Source organism: Vibrio mediterranei (assembly GCF_900088415.1).
In the GTDB taxonomy this organism is placed as follows: domain Bacteria; phylum Pseudomonadota; class Gammaproteobacteria; order Enterobacterales; family Vibrionaceae; genus Vibrio; species Vibrio mediterranei.
On the sequence record NZ_FLLQ01000004.1, the window covers coordinates 54,313 to 77,157 of the forward strand.

The window sequence follows — 22,845 nt, forward strand, 5'->3', positions numbered from 1 at the left end:
TCAAAGCCCTCTTTCCTTGACCCACTCACGGACCTTAATACCTGATTCAATCCCTTGCACCCCAGAAACTACTATTTGATCGCCATCGTTTAGCCCACTAATAACCTGTCGCTTGTCGTTAAGCTCTACTGCTACTTTCTCGACAATTCCTTGTTCACTAACCCGCCAAACACACTTAGTATCCCCTTCCATAAACAGTGCTGACTGAGGGATTACCGTAGCGCCAGTGCTGCGAGTGACTACGCTTACCTGACCAGCCATTCCAGGTAGGATCCCCACGTCTGTCGGTCTCTCCATGATCATGGTCACTTTGTAACTGCCCGTCTTTGGGTCAGCCTCAGTATCAATTTCTTGAAAAGTTAGTTCGAAAGCACGTGATGGATAAGCATCAAAGACCATGGAAGCATCTACTTGATTTTTCGATTGGAATCGATTCAACAATAGATCAGGCAGCTGAAAAATAACCTTAATAAGTTGATTCGATTGGATATTCATAACCCCTTCTTTGGCTTGAATGTACTCGTAATTGTCTGCAGGGATTATGGAAATAGTACCGTCATACGGGGCAAGCAATTTGGTATAGCGTAAATTGGCCTTAGCTTGAGACCAATTGGCTTGAGCGGAATTCATGTTTGCCTTTGCTTGGTCAAAGTCTTGTTCGGACACGACTTTATCCTTGCGTAACTTAAGAGCCCTTTGATATTGAACATCCGCCAATTGGAAATTCGCCTTGGCTTGCTTCTCTAATAATTGATATTCGTCGGGGTTGAGCTGAGCAAGTAATTGTCCCTTAGAAACGGGTTGGCCTGCGCGGACTACTATTTGCTCTAATTGCCCGGGAACACGGAAAGCGAGAACGGCTTTATCACCCGCTTCTGAAGTAGCAGGGAATGTGCGCTCAAATTTACTATTGCCGACAGCGACGTTAAACAGTTTGGCTGGACGAGAGTCCGGTTCAGGAATTGGCGGTGGTTCTTGTCCACAGCCACTTATAAGACTGGCGACTATCGCCAAAAAGGAAAGCTTGCTCTTCATTCTCAACTGCCTTGTTCTTAATGTACTTTAAAACATAGTCGAGAGAATCGTGCCTTGCCAGCAACTCATTAATTAATAATAGATTTATGCTAATTTTCTTAAATTTCACAAGCCAATGAGCAAGGTGAATATCCTCACCTTGCTCTATTGAATTTTCGTAAATGATTTTATACGTTCAATGCATCAAAGCCGACACACTCAATTCCTTGTTGCTGCAACCACAATGACATCTCTAAGTTGGTGAGAATTCGCCATTCTTCAACCCTTGAGTCGGTGTAACTTGAGAGTGCGACAAGCTCCTCACTAACCTTTCGAGCGGGATGGCACATGAGCTCTATCGTACCACTCGGCTTTTGCTCTTGGTAAGCAAGAAGCATCGCTTTTAAGTGTTCGATCGTCGCTCCCTCAGCATAGAACCCCATATCAAATACATCCGGTGTAGGGACAGCTAACAACTCTTGCCCTTGGATGATGTTATCGATTCTCCGCACGGGAAGTCCAACCTTGTTCACCGCTTGAGTAAAACCTTGTTTTAGGGGTCGATAGACGCCTCCAAAATGATGACTATCGATGTGATTAATATTGAATCCCATATCTAACGCAGCGCGGTACTGAGCCTTCAGCTCAACTTCTACCTCGTCACTCGAAACATCTGATTTGTTAAACAGTATCGTCTTATCAAAGAATTCTCCGTCATCATTCACCAAGCTAGGGATAAGATCAGGATCTGAGATCGGTCTACCTGCGGTAACGGTAAAGTGTAAGCCAACCTCCGATATAAGCCCTCGTCGATACAATTCAGCGGCATGCTCTACAGCAGGCTGATTCATCATAATCGTCGTCGACTTCACCATTCCAGCATGGAAGCAATCTGCTATAGCTAAGTTCACCGATTCAGTCAGCCCAAAGTCATCTGCGTTCAAAATGAGTTTCATAACTACTAACCTTGATTATTCTTATAAGAAGTGCGTAAACGCTGGCATAAAGCCTATATTCTCTCGAATCGTTTCTCTTAGCGCTTCGTCAATGTGTTGGCCACTATCAACAATTGGGTTAAGCATGAGTGCACGCTTGGCAAGATTAATATCGCCCGTAATTGCTGCTTCCACCGTTAACGTTTCGAACTCTTTCATCAGTTGAATTAGCCGTAATGTTCCGGTTTCAAATGGCGCGACATTTAACGGAATAATCTCACTACTTGTGATAATAGAGCTCACCTCAACCGCACAGTCATCAGGCAAGCCTTGAATCGCACCATTATTACGAGTATTCACATGCATGATTGAACGCTTGTTGTTGTGAATGCTGCTCATCAGTTCACAGGCTGCTTCAGAGTAGTAAGCACCACCACGTTCTTCAAGCAGTTTAGGCTTGGTATCCAACGTAGGATCTTTATAGATTTCCAACAGCTCAGCTTCTACTTTTGCCACTAGATCAGCTCGATTACTCTTACTCGCTGAAGCAGCATACTCTTTATCGAGAATGTCACGCGATTGATAGTAGTAGCGAAGGTATGCGCAAGGCACCATACCTAAACTCTTAATGATACCTTCATCCCATTTAAACGGAGGGATGTTCTTCGGCGTCATTCGGTCGTTACCAGCAAGTAGTTCATTGATGACCTCTTCACACTTATCTTTGCCATCATGAAGAATTTTTCGAGCCCACACCAAGTGATTCAGTCCAGCGATTTGCATAGTGATGTCTTTACGATCAACACCCAGCATTTCAGCAGCACCTCGCTCCATATTCACAGGGACGTTACACAGTCCGACGGTTTTTATTTTCGAGTACTTAGTCAGCGCTTCAGTAACCATACCCGAAGGGTTGGTGAAATTAAGCAACCATGCATTAGGACATAGCGCTTCCATCTCCTTCGCAATTTCCAACGCTATAGGGATCGTTCGACACGCATTGGAGAATCCCCCAAGGCCATTAGTCTCTTGCCCAATAACTCGATATTTTAACGCTATTCTCTCATCACGTAGTCGGGCTTCAATCCGGCCCGCCCGAAATTGAGAACAAACGAAATCTGCATCAACTAGAGCTTGTTGACGATTTGTCGTCAGGTGCACGGTAATGTCGCACTCGGCTTTGGCGATCATTCTTTTGGTCAGATCAGCAATCACCGTTGCTTTCTCCATTCCTTCGTCAATATCTACTAACCAAAGATCCGATATTGGTAGCTCTTGATGTCGAGTCAACAATCCTTCTACCAACTCTGGCGTATAGCTCGAACCACCACCAATTACGACTACTTTTAGCTTTTTAGTCTGCTTCATCACGTTTACCCTTCCGATTTAAGATTACGTGATGTAATTTATAATCAAGAAAAACGTTAAACAAACCAATAAATCGAACCAATACATTAGCCGGAGTAATCCATGAATCTAAACCACAATCGACAGCAGTTGTTATCACTCTTGCATACGTTTAATGTGGCGGCTCGACATCTTAGTTTCACTCACGCCGCACAAGAATTATTTCTTACTCAAGGAGGCGTAAGCCAACGCATTAAAAAGCTTGAAACGCTGCTTAACTTTAACTTGTTCATTAGGAAAACGAGGAAACTCGAACTTACCCCAGAAGGACAGCGGGTTTTCAGTATTCTGAATACCTCATTTGAATCTATATTTTCTGAACTGTCAGACATCCAAACAGGTGAGTTAACGGGTGAGCTATACATCGCGACCTCCCCCTATTTCGCATCATCGTGGTTAATGCCAAGACTGCCGGATTTTCGTCATCAATATCCGAATCTAAGCATCAAACTGGACACCAAACAGAATCAAAGTGATTTTCAGTTCGAAGCATACGATGCTGCTATTTTTTACAGTGAAGGTATTTATCCTAACCACTTCAGCCGGCGACTCTTTGCTGGTCAGCGTATACCGGTTTGCAGCCCAGAGTACGCTGAAAAACACCAACTGCATCTTGATGATTCTCAACTAAAAGACGTGCGTTTTATTCACAACAGCGACAGCATTGCTTGGCAGCACTGGCTCAATGAGATGCAGCTCAACATCAGCTGCCAGGTTAAGTGTGACTATTATAGCGATAACAGGATTGCCATAGATGCGGCCCAGCTCTCTTTGGGAGTCGCTCTCGGCAGAAAGGAGTTTATTGCACCGTTAATTAAGCAGGGAAAGTTAGTGGCTCCATTTGCCAGCGTGGAATCAGGTAAAGGCTATGATTTAGTCTGCCCAAAAGGAATGGAACAGCGGGTAAAATTTCAAGCGTTGTCAAACTGGTTAACAGAACAACTGCGCGACAAGCATTAACAACAACTGTTTCTCATCTATTCTCCAGCAAATATAAAAAAGAGGTGCCACTGCACCTCTTTATTCATTCGCTATAAGATATTAAAGCTTACTGAACTCTCGATTTACTTTGTATGCCTCTGACGTGACATACGCTTCCATATCTCTCACTTTATGCTCCATCGAGTCAAAATCGCGCTCTAGCGTATTCAGCAAGTCTTTCGCGTTTTGCCCTTGTTGCCAAGGTTTACTCTTCAATGAGTGTTCTTTCTTGGTTTTCATGGCTTCAACAAAGTTGTCAGGCTGCTTTTCTAGCATCAAGCTCATTGCTACGTACGCCAACAAGACTAAAAAGCTCCCCCCTAACAGCGCCGCCGAAATTACAAGAATTCGTATCAGCCAAACTTCAATACCGAAATAATTGGCTAAACCTGCGCACACCCCTGTCAGCTTGCCATTGACCGGATCTTTATACAGCTCTCTATGAGTCATAGGTTTGCCTCCAGTTTGGGGATTCCACATCCAGAATTCGCTCTAGGTTATCAACACGTAGTTGCATTTTTTCTGCACGTTGAGACAGCGATTGCAGCTTTTGGAAGTCTTGCTGCGACAGACCACTCTCTGATTTACGCTTGCTGCGGTAGTGGAGAAAAAGCCACAGCGGTGCAACAAAAATCAAAAAGACAATTAATGGACCCGCAATTAAAAATGACGACATACTTTTCTCCTAATCCGCATTATTTTTCGTTGTTCATTTGCTCTTTAAGCTTAGCGAGCTCTTTATCAATTTCGTCCTGTGCTTGCAGCTCAGCAAACTCTTGATCTAAAGATTTCGCATTACCTGTTTTCGAATACAGGTCAGCTTCCGCTTCTAGTTCATCAATTTTGCGAGAGTATTGTTCAAACTTCGCCATCGCTTCATGAGTGCGGCTGGTATGCAAGTGCTTCTGCACATCACGACGATTGCTTGCTGCTTCCGAACGAATGATCAGCGCCTGCTGCTTCGCACGTGTCTCGGTAATTTTGGCTTCTAATTTAGCAATTTCATTAGTGAGCTTGTCGATGGTTTCTTCCACCAAAGTTTGCTCATCGTGCAGCCCTTTCACTACATTTTCAAGCTTCTGCTTTTCAATCAGTGCTGCTCGCGCTAAATCTTCACGCTGTTTTGTTAACGCGAGTGTCGCTTTTTGCTGCCACTCTATAATTTGCTCTTCAATCGCTTTCACTTTGCGAGCTAACTCTTTTTTGTCGGCAATCGCTTTTGCTGAGTTAGTGCGAACTTCAACTAATGTATCTTCCATTTCTTGAATGATCAGACGAATCATTTTCTCTGGATCTTCTGCCTTATCAAGTAAAGCGCTCACGTTTGAATTTACAATATCTGCAAAACGAGAAAAAATACCCATACTACTTCTCCTAATTGGATGAGCTCGCCAATGAACTCTGAATCGTTGCTATTGTTAATCCAATTACCGTGCCAATTTGTTAAACCCATAATATTCAATAAGATAGATATTAGACTCGCTTAATCAGATTGACATGCTATGATGGCTCTAGCCAACTATTGGTAATTTTTACCAACCTAGAGGAATCACTATGGCACAAAACTTAATTGGCGAATCTCCTGCCTTTCTAGCCGTACTCGATAAAGTATCTCGACTCGCTCCCATTGACCGTCCTGTATTAGTTATCGGTGAGCGTGGTACCGGTAAAGAATTGATTGCTCAGCGTTTACACTATTTGTCTAAACGTTGGGATCAACCTTTGGTTTCTCTTAATTGTTCAACCTTGAGTGAAGGGCTGATCGACTCTGAGCTGTTCGGGCACGAATCTGGCGCGTTTACCGGTGCAAAAGGTCGTCACCAAGGACGATTCGAGCGAGCAGAAAATGGCACACTATTCTTAGACGAACTCGCTACTACCCCTTTATCTGTGCAAGAGAAGCTCCTTAGAGTGATTGAATACGGGCAGTATGAACGTGTAGGCGGAGCAAAAGCGTTGGAAGCAGACGTTCGACTGGTTTGTGCCACCAACGAAGATTTACCAAAACTCGCAGAGCAAGGAAGGTTCCGTCCTGACCTTCTTGATAGGCTGGCATTTGACGTGATCCATCTACCGCCTCTGCGCCATCGTCCCGAAGATATTCCACTATTAGCCGAGTTCTTTGCGATAAAAATGTGTCGAGAGTTGGGTCTACCGTTCTTTGTTGGGTTCACCGAACAAGCTTGGCAAAGCATGGCTGACTACCCTTGGCCAGGTAACATTCGTGAATTAAAAAATGTAGTTGAGCGTGCTGTGTATCAACAAGGGACCAATGAACAGCCCATTGAGTCATTAATATTCAATCCATTTGAAGGTCAATTCGGTGCACTTCCATCAATGAGAGCGGAACATAGTGAGAAGCCTTCTGAACAAGAGTCTCTGTCCTCTCAACCTTCAACTGAAGAGGCGTTCACCTTTCCACTCGATTTTAAAACATGGCAGGATGAACAAAATATAAAGTTGATTAATGAAGCACTTAAGCAAGCTCAATACAATCAACGCGGTGCTGCTAAGCTGCTAAGCTTGAGCTATGATCAGCTAAGAGGTTTAGTGCGAAAGTACAAACTGGTTTGAGCAGGGTCAGACAGTCGCCACACTTTTTAACCAATTGCACGATAAGTACTTGTGATTATTGGTTTAGCTGACGATTTAGTGGTAAATTACCCTGATCTCAATACAGATATTACGTTCGCTAAAATGAATGTAGCGTGTTTATGAAGGCATTAATCAATTTATCGCTTGGACTTTGCGGTCTCATCCTATTGACAGGTTGCGAAGAAAAAGTCGATCACTCAAAAGTTAGACAAGACGGATTCGTCTATTGCGACCAAGGTCGTCCTAGTACTTTTAACCCGCAATTAGTAGACGGTGGCATCACTGTCGAATCCATTGCGCCGCAGTTATTCGATACGCTACTGACGCTAAACCCGGGCACTCACCAACCCGTTCCAAACTTAGCGAAATCCTGGCAAGTTAACGAGGAAGGCACAGAGTACACGTTCACTCTGCGCAAAGGTGTAGAGTTCCAAACCACTGAATGGTTTACTCCCACACGTCCGATGAATGCGGACGATGTTGTATTTAGCTTCACGCGTATTATCGACCCTAACAATCCCTTCCACGACGTAGGCGGCAGTGTCTATCCGTGGTTCGCAGGCATTGACTTCGCAAATTTGGTCGAGAAAGTTGAAGCATTGGATGACAACACGGTCAAGTTTACTCTATCGAGGCCAGACAACTCGTTCCTTTCCAACATTTCGACGGCACACGCACCAATCTATTCTGCTGAATATGCTGATCAACTCGTCTTTTCCGATCATAAACTCGATATTGATATTTACCCTGTTGGTACTGGGCCTTTCTACCTAGACGAATACCAAGTCGCAGATTTAGTTCGCCTAAAGCGTCACGAAAACTACTGGCGTGGCAAAGTAGATATGGAACAAGTCGTATTTGATATCTCTCATCGCGGAGCTGGCGCCTTAGCTAAACTATTAAGAAATGAGTGCGATGTCCTGAACTCGCCTATTTCAAGCCAAATCCCTGTGATATTGAATGAAGAGTCCATCGTTCTACAAGCCAAACCAGCCATGAACGTGGCTTTTGTGGCTATCAATACTCAGCATAAAGCACTTAGTGACCCTAGAGTTCGTAAAGCCCTGAATCTCGCGATAAACCGCGACAACATTCTCGAAGCAGTTTATTTTGGCACCGGAGAGAAAGCTTATAGCCTTCTTCCACCAAGTTCTTGGGCACACCAGAAAGATGCCACTCAAATTCGCTACGACCGTAATTATTCAATGGCGCTGCTAAAAGAGGCTGGCTATGAGAAAGGGCTAGAGCTCACTATGGCGGTACCTCTTGAGCCACGAGTCTACAACCCGAGTCCACGTAAAACGGCAGAACTTATCCAAGCTAACTTAGCCGATGTGGGAATTACCCTTAACCTACTCACCGATGATCGAGTCGATCGCCAAGAGCTATCGAATATTGAGTCCGTTGATCTACTGCTCACAGGTTGGGTGGGAAATACTGGCGACCCAGATAACTACTTACGTCCTTTGTTATCTTGCACGTCAAAACGTGAAGGTTTGAATCTATCTATGTGGTGTAATGATGACTTTGACTTTCTGTTAGATCTGGCGCTTGAAGTGAGTCAACCAAGATATCGACTCAATCTATATCGACAAGCACAAAACATTTTGAATGAGGAAGTTCCTGTGTTGCCTATTGCACACGGTCAAAAATATCAAGCACATAGCGATAGCCTGACAGGTTTTAGAACCAGTCCATTCAACGCCCAACCGTTTGATCAAGTTGTGAGGTTGAAGTAGATGTTTTGGTATTCTGTCCGCAGACTAAATCTATTTGTCATTACGTTATTGATCCTGACTTTCGTCGGCTATAGCTTAGTCAGACTTGACCCTGATTCTTTCTGGACTACTCAAGCGTTTTTCCCTGGCTGGCTTGATTATGTCGCTCAATTGTCTCGTCTAGATTTTGGACTGACTAAAGCTGGTGTACCCATTACCCAAGAGCTTTCAGCTGTACTTCCTGCAACTCTAGAGCTGTGTTTTGCCGCGTTTATGATATCTGTGTTTGTGGGTATTCCAGCTGGCACCATCGCAGGTATGAGACAGGGTAAATGGTTGGATAACATCATTTCGTTCTCATCCATGGTGGGTTATGCCGCCCCCTTATTCTGGATTGCGTTATTGATGATTATGTACTTCTCGCTGAATTATCAATGGTTCCCTGTTGCAGGACGCTATGACCTACTTTATGAAATTGATCATGTCACAGGGTTTGCACTCATTGATGCTCTGCTGTCGGACGCACCTTATCGCAAAGAGGCGTTACAAAGCGTTATTGAACATATGATTTTGCCGTGTTTAGTGCTAGCACTCTCACCAACAATGCAAGTTATCCGTATGATGCGTACTTCAGTAACCGAAGTAATGGGACAAAACTACATTCGAGCTGCTCGAATTAAAGGTTTGTCGAATTATGAAATCGTCATTGAGCATGTGCTACGTAATGCCATTCCACCTATTATTCCTAAACTTGGAGTTCAGCTCTCAAGTATGATCACACTTGCCATTATGACCGAGTCTATTTTTAACTGGCCGGGTATTGGACGTTGGCTGCTGGATGCGCTCTCCAATCAGGATTACGCATCAATTCAAGCAGGCGTCTTGGTCGTGGCTTCTATCGTCTTAGCAGCAAGCATTTTGTCAGATTTGTTGGGTGCGATGGTCAACCCTCTAGTAAGGAAGGAATGGTATGCTGTCAGATAACGTCTACCAAGAAGAGCGCATTCCTACTCAGCTTGAGCGATTCTGGCGTAGTTACCGCTCGAATAGCCTATCAATGTTTGGCCTTTGGTGTTTGGTCTTTGTCATTATCATCACTATTGCATCGCCATTTATCACTCCCTACGACCCAATGGCGCAGAGCTCCTATTTGTTGATTCCACCATCTTGGGATCCTCAAGGTACCGTCGATTTCTTCTTTGGAACTGACGATTTAGGTCGCGATATTTTGTCACGCATTATCGATGGCTCTCGCCTATCTTTTGGCGCAGCAATCATCATTACCGCGATTGCAGCAGCAGTAGGATGCTTGATTGGTATATTAGCAGGAATGACACGTGGCCTGCTCTCGAGTACGCTGAACCACCTTCTCGATACCGTAATGTCTATCCCATCGCTACTACTAGCGATCATTTTCGTAGCATTTTTAGGTCCCGGTGAGTTCAACATTCTATTAGCGATATGTTTAGCGCTCATTCCTAGATTCATTCGCTCAATCTATGTTGCGGTTCATACCGAAGTTGAAAAAGACTACATCATGGCTGCTCGTTTAGACGGTGCGAACGACTTTTATCTGCTGTGGAACTCTATATTGCCTAATATACTAACGGTCATTGCAGCCGAAGTAACATTTGCATTATCCATCGCCATTTTAGACATTACCGCCCTTGGTTTCCTTGGCCTTGGCGCACAAGCCCCAAGCAGCGAATGGGGAGCAGTGTTAGGTGATGCCGCCGAGTTGCTCTATTTAGCACCATGGACCGTTATCCTTCCAGGTTTAGCTATTCTGTTTACCGTTGTCGTGGTGAATATTGTTGGTGAAGGTGTGCGCAGCGCACTAAACGCGGGGATCGAATAATGCCAGTTTTAGATATTCGACACTTAACCATCGAAATCGAGACACCACAAGGTCTCGTCAAAGCGGTGGATCGCATGAGCTTCACCATTAATGAAGGTGAAATTCGAGGTTTGGTTGGCGAATCCGGTTCAGGAAAAAGTCTTGTTGCCAAAGCCATTGTTGGTGTCTGTAAGGACAACTGGCGCGTGACTGCCGATAGAATGCGGTTAGGTAATATCGATCTACTACAACTCACGCCTCGTGAGCGCAGACGTGTTATTGCTCGCGATGTGGCAATGATCTTCCAGGAACCTTCAACCTGTCTAGACCCGTCTGACGAAGTGGGCAAGCAGCTTATAGAGTCGATCCCTTCTCGTTCCTTTGAAGGTAAATGGTGGGAGCGATTTAAGTGGCGTAAAAAGCAAGCTATCGCGTTACTTCATAAGGTTGGCATTAAAGACCATACCCGTATCATGAACAGCTACCCCTACGAGCTCACTGATGGCGAATGTCAAAAAATCATGATCGCTATGGCAATTGCAACCAAGCCAAAGCTGCTGATTGCCGATGAACCAACCAACGACTTGGATCCAATTACTCAATCGCAAATATTGCGTCTTTTAAGTCGTATGAATCAGTTAAATAACACCACCATCATTCTGATTGGTCACGACTTAACAACGATTACTCAGTGGGCGACTCGAATTACAGTGATGTACTGTGGTCAATCTGTCGAATCGGCGGATACCGCAAAACTACTCGCGAAACCCAAGCATCCCTATACAGTGGCGCTGCTCAAGGCAATGCCGGATTTTGGCGATTGGATTCCGCACAAAGAGAAACTGCAATCTTTACCAGGTTCTATTCCACCATTGCAGCACTTACCGATTGGTTGCCGCCTTGGGCCTCGTTGCCCCTATGCGCAAAGACAATGCGTGGAAATCCCTAGCGCTAAACGCATTAAGAATCATAAATACAGTTGTCACTTCCCTCTTAATACGGAGAAAAAAGCATGAGCGCGTTGTTAGAAGTCTCCGGATTAAAAAAAGACTTTGTAACTCGATCTAAGCTATTTAAGAAGAAAGTTCAGCACGCAGTCAAACCGGTGAGTTTTGACCTAGAGGCTGGGCAAACTATCGGCTTTATTGGCAAGAATGGCTCTGGTAAATCCACACTAGCTCGTATGCTTGCGGGTGTAGTTGAACCAACCGCGGGAGAAATTCGAGTCAATGGCGATTTACTTGAACACGAAGATTACTCCACCCGTTGCAAACTGATTCGCATGATCTTTCAAGACCCAAACACGTCTTTGAATCCAAGAATTCAGATTGGTCGTATTTTGGAAGGCCCGCTAAAACGGAATACCAATATGCCTCCAGAAGCACGTATGCGACGAGTAAAAGATACTCTGGTTCGCGTCGGTTTACTTCCAGAGCACGCTTACTTCTACCCTCAGATGCTGGCAACCGGTCAAAAGCAGCGTGTCTGCCTTGCTCGTGCTTTGATTCTTCAACCATCCATTATCGTCGCAGATGAAGCGCTAAACGGCCTCGATATGGCGATGCGCTCGCAAATTATTAATCTATTCTTAGAACTTCAAGAAGAGATGGGAGTTGCGTTCGTTTACGTGTCACAACATTTAGGCATTATCAAACACATTACCGACAAGGTCATGGTGATGCACGAAGGCGATGTAGTGGAATATGGCAACACGAACGAGATAATGACCAACCCACAACATATTGTGACTCAGCGTATGGTGGAAAGTCATTTCCGTAAAACCCCAATGCATAGGTAGCAGTTATCATCTAGCGAAATCACTCAAACGTCTACTATGGGATACTTGTAACTATTCCTCAATCAACGCTAGCCGTTAGGCAAATTGCAGCATCGAGCGTCCTTAGTCAGGCCGATGTTTTTTTCTATACTATTATAGTAATAACAAAGATTTATAAGGAAGTGCTTGGTATGCAATCCAAACTAGAGGAACTTGACCTTAACCTACTAAAGCTACTTCGTATCGTTGTAGAAACTCGCAATACCTCGCAAGCTGCGGAAGTCTTGGGAATCTCGCAAACTAGTGTCAGCCGTGGTATGGCAAAGCTGCGAGAAACCTTTGGTGACCAGTTGTTTATTCGCAAAGCACATGGTGTAGAGCCGTCTGAGCTAGCGGAGAAACTGGCTGAAGCCGCGGAAAATATGTTAAAGCCGTTCAGTGAGGTGTTAGAAGCCTATCAGACATTTGACCCTTCAGAGTACAATGGCAGCGTTTCTATTGCGGTGGAACTTGGTCTACTCGAGATCTTTGGACCGGGTTTATACAGAGCACTCAATCGAGCATTACCAAATGCGCAAATAAGAGTAGTGTATTGGAAAGAAGAGTCACTTCATCATATGTTCAACAGACAGTTAGATTATATGATTCATTATACTTTGATGCCTTTTCCTCAAGACATATATGTTCATCACCTTTCGGAGATTGCTATTAGCCTTGTTGCTAGAAAGGATCACCCAGTCCTCAGTAAATCGACGAACTGGGAAGATATTCACCACCTTCCTCTCGTTAAATTGGTAGCAGAGGCGATGAAAGCCAAGCATGACCCGTATGATGAAATGTACCTTAGTAAAGGTTATGAGCCCAAGGTTTGCTTGGTTACTCACAGTGTGCCTATTGCAGTAGAGAAGCTTCTAAGCTCGGATGCAATCAAGTTCAGCAGTAGTTATTTACTTTCTCATAATGATCAACTCGAGTGCTACCCACTACCAAAAATTTCGAAAGACATGAGAAAGATCAGTGTTTCCGGTTGCTATCTTCAATCAAAACGCGGGCAACCAATCAATCAGTTTCTTCATCAAACACTAGAGACTTTTTTCAACTCTATAGAGCAGCCGTCCTTCTAACAACCTAAGGCATAGCGAGTACTCTAATAGGGGCTCGCACAGGTCTAATTCCCCTCTCTGTCAACAGACCTTCATTTCATTTTCTTTAATATATCAGCTTTCTGATACATCAATTTTGAATTTCTGATATACGTTCATTTGCTTCTGTAACGACTTTAAACTCCCTCCCAACAAAACATCACGTTTCATTAATTGAGAAACGATTGATGACGACGAAATCTAAGGAATATGAATTTCAGAGCTCACAAAGGATGGACATAAATTACATATATCAGAAGCAGAAACACTATAATGAATACTCTAATCAGACCTGCGCTTGCCGCATCGGTAATATTAAGCGCTCCTGTTTTATCCAATGCACTGCCACTAGATAGTGACCATCAGCAATCTCAGCTAGTCGAACACTGGGAAGCGTCACTGACCGAATTCTCAGAGATCGCACAACCTCAGAGTTCGGATTTTACTATCCGAACTCACCCAGAGAAGTCCAATACAGCATGGGAAGAGCTTTCAGACACCAACCACGTTTACAGCAACCCTTATCGTGTGTCTTTATTCTCTCCTCAAAATGGTGAAGATGGCGCTAGGCTATGGTCGCAAACAAAGTCAATTGCTGCCTATGGTGTAGGTGTAGCGGGTGCTTTAGCTCTCATGCCAGAGTCCATCACAAATTGGGAAAAAGGCGGGGACGATCTGTTTAGTAAATGGGTTGATAACGTTAGCAGTGGTCCTACTTGGGATCGCGACGACTGGGCTATCAACTATATCGGCCACCCTTATTTCGGAGGAGTGTACTATCAAGCTGCTCGTAAATCTGGTTATCGACAGTGGGACTCGTTTGTATACTCAGCCATGATGTCGACGTTCTATTGGGAATATGGCATCGAAGCCTTTGCTGAGGTCCCTTCTATTCAGGATCTTTTTGTTACGCCTATCCTAGGTTGGGTATACGGCGAGTGGGCCTACAATAAAGAGCAAGAAATCCGATTAACAGGGGGAACGGTCTGGGGTTCAAAGTCATTGGGTAACATATCGATGTTCTTACTTGACCCTGTTGATGGTCTTGGAAATGGCGTTAACCATCTGGCAGGAAAAGAGATTGTAAAAGCAGGTACCGGGTTCATTGGGGTACAAAATGTCAACACGCCGAATGGTGTTTCCGAGCGTCAATTTAGATTTGAAGTGCAGTACGCTCTCGATGCGACTCCGGGCTCGTCACGAACTAGAAAGAGCTACCACTCTCAAAGCAGTGAAGACCCTGTGACTTATAGTATCATTGGAGTTTCGGCGGGTGCGAGTTATGTAGAGCCATCGGATTACTGGGAGTTAGACTCAGGTATGGGTGTCTCCTTTACGGTGGGCTTACACTTTAGCCCTGCATTGTCTGGACACCTAACTTATACTCGAGCGTCGCTGAATGACCGAAACACTCGTCAATCTGTGACCTACGAAAGCTACAGTGCAAATGGCCTTTATTACTTTAATTCGGACTCCAAACTACGCCCATTTTTGACAGCTGGCTTTGGTGAAAGCATGAAAAATGAGGACACTAAAACCAAACAGTTCAAGCTAAACGCAGGAGCAGGGTTGCATTATGCACTTCACCCAAACTGGGCTCTGCAAGCCGAGTGGAGACACTCAGGGCGACCTTCAGCAAAAGCGAGCGAGAACATAGCAACAGGTCGATTGGTTTATCGGTTTGGTAAAGGGGAGCAGATATAGCGCTAGCTTAACGAAAACGCACCAGAATACTTGTATTGTTCTGGTGTGATTTCCTATAGATTCCCCCAGTTGTTGATGCTTGTTGATGCTTGTTGATGCTTGTTGATGGTTATGTTGCCAAATGTTACTTTTAAGTTTGATGGATGGCATTAGAAAGGCTTCATGGATGAGCAAATCAATAAAAGATCTCGACTTAAATCTCTTAACTCTCTTAAAAGTGGTTGTTGAAACACGTAATGTTTCTCAAGCAGGTGAAATCCTTGGGATTTCTCAAACCAGTGTTAGTCGCGGCATGGCAAAGTTAAGGGAGACTTTTGGCGATCAACTTTTTATCCGTAAGGCGCATGGTGTAGAGCCATCAGAGCTTGCTGAAAAGTTAGCAGAAGCTGCAGACAATATGTTGACTCCGTTTACTGAAGTGCTAGATGCTTATAGTACCTTTGATCCTCATAGTTACGAAGGCTCTATAGTAATTGCATTTGAGTTAAGTTTGCTTGAGATATTTGGACGAGGGATATACCAAGCTTTAGCCGATGCCTTGCCTAAGGCAAGCTTGTCTATGGTTTACTGGCAGCAGGACACACTTTCCCAAATACTCGAGCGTCACATCGACTACCTGGTTCATTTTGAGCCTTACTCGTTGCCTCAAGACATCTATACGCATCATTTATCTGATATTAAAATCAACCTAGTTGCACGAAAAAACCATCCTGTATTGAGTCAGACTTCTGACTGGGAGGTTATTCATAAGCTTCCAATGGTTAAGCTTTTTTCGGATGCTGTGAGTGCTAAGAGTGATCCTTATACAAATGCACTTTTTACTTCAAAAGGTTACACGCCTAATATTGTGCTGAATACACACAGTATCCCTATCGCAGTTGATAAACTAACTAAGTCGGATGCATTCAAGTTTAGTAGTAGTTACTTGCTCACGCACAGCGACGAGCTCTCCTGTTATCCACTTCCGATTATGCCCAAAGAGTTAAGAAGCGTGTCTGTCGTTGGTGGTTATTTGCAAGCCAAGCGTGGCTATCCTCTCAATCAGTATTTACACCAGACAATACAAAGCTTTTTTAACAAAGTTCTGCAACCTGACATAGAGCTAGACAAAACCTAGTTTGATATCAGGTGATACCTTGAATCCACTTCTTACTTCTTATTCTTAGAATGGAGCTCATACACTTAATGAGCTCCCCAAGCAAAAATAACAAGAAGACTGATAACGGCCCGATATTAAGGTAATAAACGGCCAGAAATGATATCGGTATCGTGATTAACCATTGCGCAATGAGATCTTGGTAAAGGCAAAACTTGACGTCTCCTCCAGCGCGTAGAATCCCTGTAATTGCCATCATAGGAATAGAGCGAAGCACAATCCCCAAGCACAAGACAAGAATAAAATAATTTGCCAGCTCGAACGATTCTTCGGTGAGCGCTGGAAACATTGAGAGCAGCAAATTTTGAGATAGATATACGGTCAGTGCGACGACTGAAGCGCAACTGATATTGAGTACCATTGCGCTTTTGGCATAGATCCAACTGCTCTTGTACTTTCTGGCTCCAAGGTTGTTGCCTATCAAAACACCAGCAGCACTTGAGAGTCCTATCACGACAGAGAGAGCAAATGATTCAATTGGCGCCACTACAGATAGAGCAACGAGCCCTAAGACTCCAGTCTGCCCCATGATGGCGTGGCAGGCAAATAACCCCGCAGCCCACACTAGGAAATTCAGAGTTGTAGGGGCAGATATCTTCATAAAGTGAGATAGCTGTTTGGCTTGAATGCAGTTAATTACATCTCGAGAACTAAAAGCAACCGTATATTTTTTACTGTAGATGAACATATAGAGCAAAAGGAACTCGGCGATCCCACTTAATAGAGTTGCAATGGCCGCGCCTTTAAACCCGAGTTCAGGAAAGCCCAAATGTCCAAAAATGAGTACCCAATTGAGAAATATATAAATCACCAAGCCTACGGCACTAAAAAAGGTACTGACACCGGGCTTATGCATCGCTCTCAAGCCAAACAGCATCGTGGTTATGAAGGCCACGCTTAACATGCTTGGCGCGGCAATAGATAAATACAACTTCCCTAGTTTGATAACTGAGTTATCCTCAGTCACTAGTGACACTATCTGAGTAGAGAATAGTAGAAATATTGATGCGCAAATAACCCCTAGAATACTCGATACAACCCATGTCAGGGCTGTGTTTTCTCTAACTCCTTTCTCATTCTTTGCTCCCCAATATTGAGCTGTTATTAACGCGCCTGCCGTCGTAGTGCCCACTATCATGATAGTGGTAACAAAAATGGCTCGTGCTGCCACACCAATGGCGGCTAATTCTATATCTCCCAAATGACCAAGCATGATGACGTCGATAAGACCTCGGCTTGAGTAAAGTACATTCTGGAAGGCAATAGGTAGAGCGATGAGTATCATCTTTCTGATGAAATGGCTACGGAGTGAGAGAGCATTCATTAAATTTAATAACACCAGAGGCGATCCTTGCTATATCTGAGTGACTATTCTTAACCCTATCATAGCGCAGAAGTGTTTGTTGTTTTTATGTTAAGGAGGTTTACTGGAAAGTCTGATTATTAGTTGCCATGTACTAAAAATAAAAGCTGAACCTCATAAAGGCTCAGCTTTTTGGCGCGGCTACATTCTTTACTTGACTCAATTCACACAGGTTTCGCCACACTGACGAACCGCAAGTCGTTTTTCTATAAAAGACAGATCCAGGCCATCAAGTGTCGTATCAAATATCACACAATCTAGCCAGAATACGTCCAATAGTAGGTGAATATCATCGGCTAACTGTTCTAGTTCTTGCTTAGTTAGTGCGTGGCTATCATGGCTCCAAGACTTTGAAATATCGATTACAATTCTTCGACCAAGTTTCGCGTTTTTGCTGTAGTTAGCTTCATTTATTCCTGCTACAAGAATCACTTTGCAAGCTCCGTCCCCAATGTCTAATAGGCCATAAGGCCTGTCATTGAGATGGATGGACTCTTGATAGTAGGTTTGCCGTAGTGGGTGCCTACTGCTCATTTTTACCTCTTAATACACTCAAATTTTCACTGTAAGACTACTTAGCAACCGCCACAAACTGAACGAATAAGAGTTATTCATTATTGCAAAAAGCCAAGTTGCAAATATGAATAACTGCTAAACGTAGCGCGGTGAAGGGAATTCTTTAAACTGCCAGCCAACAGACAAAAATGTCTAAACCTTATTCGACACTTTAAAGAATTTTTGGAGAGAACCGTGAATCGCCCAATGTTGTCAGCCCTTTTTAATACCAAACCTCTTTTTGTGACAGTTGGACTTTCCGCTTCGGTATTACTCACCGGATGCAAGAGCGAGCAGGCTGCAGAGCAAACTGCCCCTGTCGTTCGTCCAGCTTTCACTGAAACTGTTACTGCTCAGGCCGTAGCAGATTTGTACTTTAATGGTGTGGTTCAGTCTTCTAACCGCGCAGAGCTTTCATTTCGTACCTCTGGTCGTCTTGATGAACTCTTGGTTCAGCAAGGGGATAAGGTTTCTAAGGGACAAGTGATTGCAAAGCTTGATTCTGTTGATGCAGAGATCACGTTAACTGCAGCCAAAAATGAGCTCGCAAACACGCACACAGAATACCAACGCGCTTTGCAGCTATATAACGGTAAACAAGCGATCTCAAAAAGCCAATTAGATGAAATTAAACTTCGTTATCAGCTATCAGAGAGCAAGTTGGAAGATGCTCAACGTCGCCTAGAAGACATGACATTGAGAGCGCCATTTGACGGCATGGTTAGCCGTAAAATGGTGGACAATTATACTCAAGTTCAAGGTAATGAAACGATTGTTTCCATCCATGATTTGAGCCAGCTAGAAGTAATGATTCAGGTTCCCGAACGAATTATGGCGCAGTCAAATGGTGCTCGAAAAGTGCTAGCAAGTTCGTCTTTGTTCCCAGGTAAAACCTTTGACTTGTCAGTGAAGACATTTGAAACCGAACCAGATCCAACATCGCGAACGTATGGTGTTACGTTGAAATTTGACGATACGCAACAGGCGGCTCTACTTCCTGGCATGACAGTACAAGTATTTTCTGTTTCAACCGAAAAAGAAAACGGCATGCTGACTGTTCCACTCTCAGCTATTTCGCCGGACAACCGAGGGAATCAGTATGTATGGGTAGTGGATAGTAACAATATTATTCATCGTCGAGTAATTGAAACGGGCTCCATGGCAGGAGATCGCGTGGAAGTACTATCAAAGCTCAACTCTGGAGAGAAGGTGATTACAGCAGGTACTTTGGGCTTGTCCGAAGGGCAAGAAGTTAGACCAATGGCAACTGAGGTAGCAGAATAATGAACATCGCAAATTTCACCATAGCCAAACGCACGAGCGTTTGGGTATTAATCGCGCTGACTCTTATCGGTGGATACATCAGCTACTTAAAGCTTGGTCGATTTGAAGACCCAGAGTTTGTTATTCGCCAAGCCGTGATTGTCACCCCATACCCAGGAGCTACCGCACAAGAAGTTTCTGATGAGGTTACTGACGTTGTTGAGGGGGCTTTACAGTCTCTGCAAGAGGTGAAGGAAATCACTTCTGTGTCGAAACAAGGCATGTCAGAAGTCACGGTTGAGATCAAACGCGCATTCTCCAATAACGAAGCGGAGTTGCAGCAGGTTTGGGATAAAGTCAGACGCAAAATTGGTGATGCCGAGCGTTCCCTGCCTCCTGGCACAGGGGCACCGATCGTCAATGATGATTTCGCCGATGTGTTCGCCCAGTTCTATGCTGTTACTGGCCGAGGTCACAGCGATAAGCAGTTGCAGGACTACGTAGATACGTTACGCCGAGAGCTGGCTTTGGTACCGGGTGTATCGAAAACGGCTACGTTAGCAGAAAAAAATGAAGTTATTTTTGTTGAGATTGCCAGTGACCGCCTTGAGCAGCTTGGTGTGTCTGCCGACCAGGTTTACAACGTATTAGAGCGTCAGAACATGGTTTCTACCGCAGGCACTATCAACACGAATACGATGCGTGTTGCAATCACTCCAGTGTCTAGCATCAGCTCATTTGAACAACTGAAAAATCTGAAAATTGCCATTGGTGATAACAATACGATCATGAAGCTGTCGGACGTCGCCAGCATCACTCGTGGCTACGAAGAGCCATCATCAGTGCTTATGCGTTACAACGGCAAACGTGCAGTTGGCCTCGGAATATCAAACGTTGCTGGTGGCAACGTAGTTGAAATGGGCGATGCAGTAAAAGCGCGTATTGCTGAACTAGAAAGTCAGCGTCCTCACGGGATTGAACTGCATGAAATTTCGATTCAGTCTGATTCAGTACGTGACTCTGTTTCTGATTTTATTAATAACCTGATTGCCGCAGTTGTCATTGTATTCGTTGTTCTGCTGCTATTTATGGGGGTAAGAACGGGTCTCGTCATCGGTTTTGTTCTGGTGCTGACCGTGGCAGGTACGCTGATCATCATGTTGATTGATGACATCGCGATGCAGCGTATTTCACTGGGTGCTTTGATCATTGCTCTTGGTATGCTGGTCGATAACGCAATCGTAGTAACGGATGGTGTTCTCACTCGTCTACAGAAAGATCCAGGTGCTGACCGCAATAAAGTCGTTGCCGATATTGTCAACGAAACTAAGTGGCCACTACTTGGCGGTACAATCGTTGGTATCTGTGCATTTAGCGCTATCGGTCTTTCTCCATCAAACATGGGGGAATTTGCTGGGTCGCTGTTTTGGGTAATTCTGTACTCGATGATGCTTAGCTGGGTGCTTGCGGTAACTGTTACACCAATGCTTTGCCATGATTATCTGAAAGTAAATGCGAATAAAGTATCGAAGCCAAGTAAGATCAGTGCTGCGTATCAGCGTGTACTGCAAGCGGTATTAAATAATCAGAAAAAGAGCTTAGTCGTTGTTGTTGGTCTGTTTGCTGTTGGTGTTGTCACTTTCAGTCATGTGCCTCCAGGCTTTATGCCAGAGTCACAAAGAGAGCAGTTTGCTATTGATATTCGTCTGCCACAGGGAACCGACATCGAGCGTACGCATGAGATCGTTGCGCAGATTGAAAAAGACGTATGGGAAAAAGCCAATATCACTGGCACGACAAGCTTCATCGGTTCGGGCGGGCTTCGTTTTATGCTGACGTATTCCCCGGAACCACCAAACTCGAGCTATGCGCAAATGTTGGTGGACGTGGATGACTACAAAGTCATAGAAACGTTAGTCGCTGAACTACAGATTGAACTGAATGAACGTTATACCGATGCTTCAATTAGTGCTTGGAAGTTTATGCTTGGCCCTGGTGGTGGTAAAAAAATTGAGGTTGCTTTTAAAGGTCCTGACAGTGAAGTACTGAGACAACTGGCTGAACAAGCAAAAGAGATTATGGAGCAGTCACCTGCATTGGTAGCGATTCAGGATGATTGGCGTCAACAAGTGCCGGTCATTAGGCCGGTCTACTCAGCAGAAAAAGTGCAGAGTTTTGGATTGACAACGGTAGAGCTAAACCAGGCAATTCAACAAACGCTGTCAGGTCGCAATGTTGGCGTCTACCGCGAAGGCAATGATCTTATCCCGATCGTGGTTCGTTCTCCAGAATCAGAGCGTCACCATGATCGTGTGATTGAGAATACCAAAGTATATAGTGCCGCGATTGGACAGTTCGTTCAGGTAGAGCAACTGGTTGAAAGCTCAAGCGTTGAATGGCAAGACGCAATGCTGCGCCGTATTGACCGAGTGCCAACTATTATGGCACAGGCTGACCCTGCGACTGGTATTCTAACGTCAGAAGCGATGGAAATGGTTCGCGCAGATATTGAAAACATGCCATTGCCTGTAGGGTATGAACTGGAATGGTTCGGTGAGTACAAAGATGCCAAAGAAGCAGACGAAGGACTCAAGATATCTGCACCTTACGGTTTCACCGCCATGGTTTTGGCCGTAGTGTTTATGTTTAACGGTATTCGTCAGGCTCTGGTTATTTGGTGTACGGTACCTTTAGCCGTGTGTGGTGTGGCAATTGGACTAGTGACCTTCCAGACACCTTTTGAGTTTATGGCAACACTGGGTTTCTTGAGCTTGATAGGTATGATGGTGAAAAATGCCATCGTTCTGGTCGACCAAGCTGACAAGGAGATAGCCTCTGGTACGCAGCCTTATGAGGCCATTATATCGGCAGCAATGAGCCGTGCTAGACCGGTTATTCTTGGCGCTGCTACGACGATATTGGGTGTCGCTCCTCTACTTGTAGACCCGTTCTTCAAGAGTATGGCCGTCACGATCATGTTTGGTTTGTTGTTCGCTACGGCGTTGACATTGCTGGTGATTCCACTGAATTATGCGCTGTTCTTCAGAATCAAGCAGCCAACCGAACCACAAACGAACTAAGTTACGCAGAGAGCCTGAGTCAAGTACTCAGGCTTTTTTTTATTTTCAATATTGCTTTCTCATGCGTTAAACCAAACTTGGTATTATTTCCTCTTTGATTGCACTTTTAAGACCATAATAATCACATTGTGAAAGCCACATACACACTCTGTTACTTTTGGTTAGTCAAATACTGGTGATTAACCCATTTTTCATCCCCTTAGTGCAAATATGAATAGCTCTTATTCATTCCTCTAGAAAATGAAATCCGTATACTTATCCTCATTGAAGGGAATCAGAAAAAACACAAACTCAATATTTATTTAAAAGAGATACACA

The 22,845-nt window shown here is 44.3% G+C and carries 20 protein-coding genes; 12 read left to right on the forward strand and 8 right to left on the reverse strand.

Going from position 1 to position 22,845, the window contains the following annotated elements:
• The 3 genes from VME0621_RS12755 to VME0621_RS12765 all read right to left on the reverse strand — a co-directional run bounded on the left by VME0621_RS12755 (position 1) and on the right by VME0621_RS12765 (position 3,317).
• Positions 1-1,035 (reverse strand): efflux RND transporter periplasmic adaptor subunit, encoded by a 1,035-nt coding sequence (locus VME0621_RS12755; protein WP_006073890.1) that lies wholly within the window; start codon positions 1,033-1,035, stop codon positions 1-3.
• 167 nt (positions 1,036-1,202) lie between these two features.
• On the reverse strand, positions 1,203-1,970 hold the full coding sequence (locus VME0621_RS12760; protein ID WP_062460967.1) for a carbohydrate deacetylase: 768 nt from the start codon (positions 1,968-1,970) through the stop codon (positions 1,203-1,205).
• 21 nt (positions 1,971-1,991) lie between these two features.
• Positions 1,992-3,317 carry a 6-phospho-beta-glucosidase gene (locus VME0621_RS12765; RefSeq protein WP_062460964.1) on the reverse strand — a complete coding sequence of 442 codons (1,326 nt, stop codon included), beginning with the start codon at positions 3,315-3,317 and terminating at the stop codon, positions 1,992-1,994.
• A gap of 102 nt (positions 3,318-3,419) precedes the next feature.
• Here VME0621_RS12765 and VME0621_RS12770 point away from each other — a divergent pair, with 102 nt between their 5' ends.
• A complete protein-coding gene (locus VME0621_RS12770) occupies positions 3,420-4,316 on the forward strand; it encodes a LysR substrate-binding domain-containing protein (RefSeq protein WP_062460961.1) in 897 nt (298 codons plus the stop codon).
• A gap of 81 nt (positions 4,317-4,397) precedes the next feature.
• Here the strand turns inward: VME0621_RS12770 and pspC are convergent, their stop codons facing one another.
• The 3 genes from pspC to pspA are packed head-to-tail and all read right to left on the reverse strand — an operon-like array spanning position 4,398 to position 5,701.
• Complete coding sequence (pspC, locus tag VME0621_RS12775) at positions 4,398-4,817, reverse strand: envelope stress response membrane protein PspC (protein ID WP_172427828.1); 420 nt, start codon at positions 4,815-4,817, stop codon at positions 4,398-4,400.
• Positions 4,777-5,013 carry an envelope stress response membrane protein PspB gene (pspB, locus tag VME0621_RS12780; RefSeq protein ID WP_062460957.1) on the reverse strand — a complete coding sequence of 79 codons (237 nt, stop codon included), beginning with the start codon at positions 5,011-5,013 and terminating at the stop codon, positions 4,777-4,779. Before pspB ends, pspC begins: the two co-directional genes overlap by 41 nt.
• A gap of 19 nt (positions 5,014-5,032) precedes the next feature.
• Positions 5,033-5,701 (reverse strand): phage shock protein PspA, encoded by a 669-nt coding sequence (gene pspA, locus VME0621_RS12785; RefSeq protein ID WP_006073881.1) that lies wholly within the window; start codon positions 5,699-5,701, stop codon positions 5,033-5,035.
• Between the two features lie 190 nt (positions 5,702-5,891).
• On the opposite strand from pspA, the gene pspF reads away from it, so the two are divergent.
• From pspF to VME0621_RS12830, 9 genes are all read left to right on the forward strand, one after another.
• A complete protein-coding gene (pspF, locus tag VME0621_RS12790) occupies positions 5,892-6,911 on the forward strand; it encodes a phage shock protein operon transcriptional activator (protein WP_062460954.1) in 1,020 nt (339 codons plus the stop codon).
• A 140-nt stretch (positions 6,912-7,051) separates the two neighbouring features.
• On the forward strand, positions 7,052-8,671 hold the full coding sequence (locus tag VME0621_RS12795) for an ABC transporter substrate-binding protein (RefSeq protein WP_006073878.1): 1,620 nt from the start codon (positions 7,052-7,054) through the stop codon (positions 8,669-8,671).
• Positions 8,672-9,634 (forward strand): ABC transporter permease, encoded by a 963-nt coding sequence (locus tag VME0621_RS12800; RefSeq protein WP_038228144.1) that lies wholly within the window; start codon positions 8,672-8,674, stop codon positions 9,632-9,634.
• A complete protein-coding gene (locus VME0621_RS12805) occupies positions 9,621-10,508 on the forward strand; it encodes an ABC transporter permease subunit (protein WP_006073874.1) in 888 nt (295 codons plus the stop codon). Before VME0621_RS12800 ends, VME0621_RS12805 begins: the two co-directional genes overlap by 14 nt.
• Positions 10,508-11,503, forward strand: a complete 996-nt coding sequence (locus VME0621_RS12810) for a peptide ABC transporter ATP-binding protein (RefSeq protein WP_006073871.1) — start codon at positions 10,508-10,510, stop codon at positions 11,501-11,503. The genes VME0621_RS12805 and VME0621_RS12810 overlap by 1 nt, the downstream gene beginning before the upstream one ends.
• Positions 11,500-12,285, forward strand: coding sequence for a peptide ABC transporter ATP-binding protein (locus VME0621_RS12815; RefSeq protein ID WP_006073870.1), 786 nt, complete (start codon positions 11,500-11,502; stop codon positions 12,283-12,285). Before VME0621_RS12810 ends, VME0621_RS12815 begins: the two co-directional genes overlap by 4 nt.
• A 170-nt stretch (positions 12,286-12,455) precedes the next feature.
• Positions 12,456-13,388 (forward strand): LysR family transcriptional regulator, encoded by a 933-nt coding sequence (locus VME0621_RS12820; protein WP_062460951.1) that lies wholly within the window; start codon positions 12,456-12,458, stop codon positions 13,386-13,388.
• Positions 13,389-13,679: 291 nt separating this feature from the next.
• Complete coding sequence (locus VME0621_RS26825) at positions 13,680-15,110, forward strand: DUF3943 domain-containing protein (RefSeq protein WP_082795544.1); 1,431 nt, start codon at positions 13,680-13,682, stop codon at positions 15,108-15,110.
• A gap of 166 nt (positions 15,111-15,276) precedes the next feature.
• Positions 15,277-16,227: a LysR family transcriptional regulator gene (locus VME0621_RS12830; RefSeq protein WP_062460948.1), complete on the forward strand. Its 951-nt coding sequence runs from the start codon at positions 15,277-15,279 to the stop codon at positions 16,225-16,227.
• Between the two features lie 7 nt (positions 16,228-16,234).
• On the opposite strand, the gene VME0621_RS12835 is transcribed toward VME0621_RS12830, so the two are convergent.
• Both VME0621_RS12835 and VME0621_RS12840 read right to left on the reverse strand, forming a co-directional pair.
• Entirely contained in the window at positions 16,235-17,590 is a 1,356-nt protein-coding gene (locus tag VME0621_RS12835; protein ID WP_062460945.1) for an MATE family efflux transporter, read from the reverse strand.
• A gap of 198 nt (positions 17,591-17,788) precedes the next feature.
• Positions 17,789-18,163, reverse strand: coding sequence for a hypothetical protein (locus VME0621_RS12840; RefSeq protein ID WP_062460942.1), 375 nt, complete (start codon positions 18,161-18,163; stop codon positions 17,789-17,791).
• Positions 18,164-18,379: 216 nt separating this feature from the next.
• Between VME0621_RS12840 and VME0621_RS12845 the strand changes: the two genes are divergently transcribed.
• Together VME0621_RS12845 and VME0621_RS12850 are read left to right on the forward strand one after the other, a co-directional pair.
• Entirely contained in the window at positions 18,380-19,468 is a 1,089-nt protein-coding gene (locus VME0621_RS12845; protein ID WP_062460939.1) for an efflux RND transporter periplasmic adaptor subunit, read from the forward strand.
• Positions 19,468-22,527, forward strand: a complete 3,060-nt coding sequence (locus VME0621_RS12850; RefSeq protein ID WP_062460936.1) for an efflux RND transporter permease subunit — start codon at positions 19,468-19,470, stop codon at positions 22,525-22,527. The genes VME0621_RS12845 and VME0621_RS12850 overlap by 1 nt, the downstream gene beginning before the upstream one ends.
• Positions 22,528-22,845 lie beyond the last annotated feature (318 nt).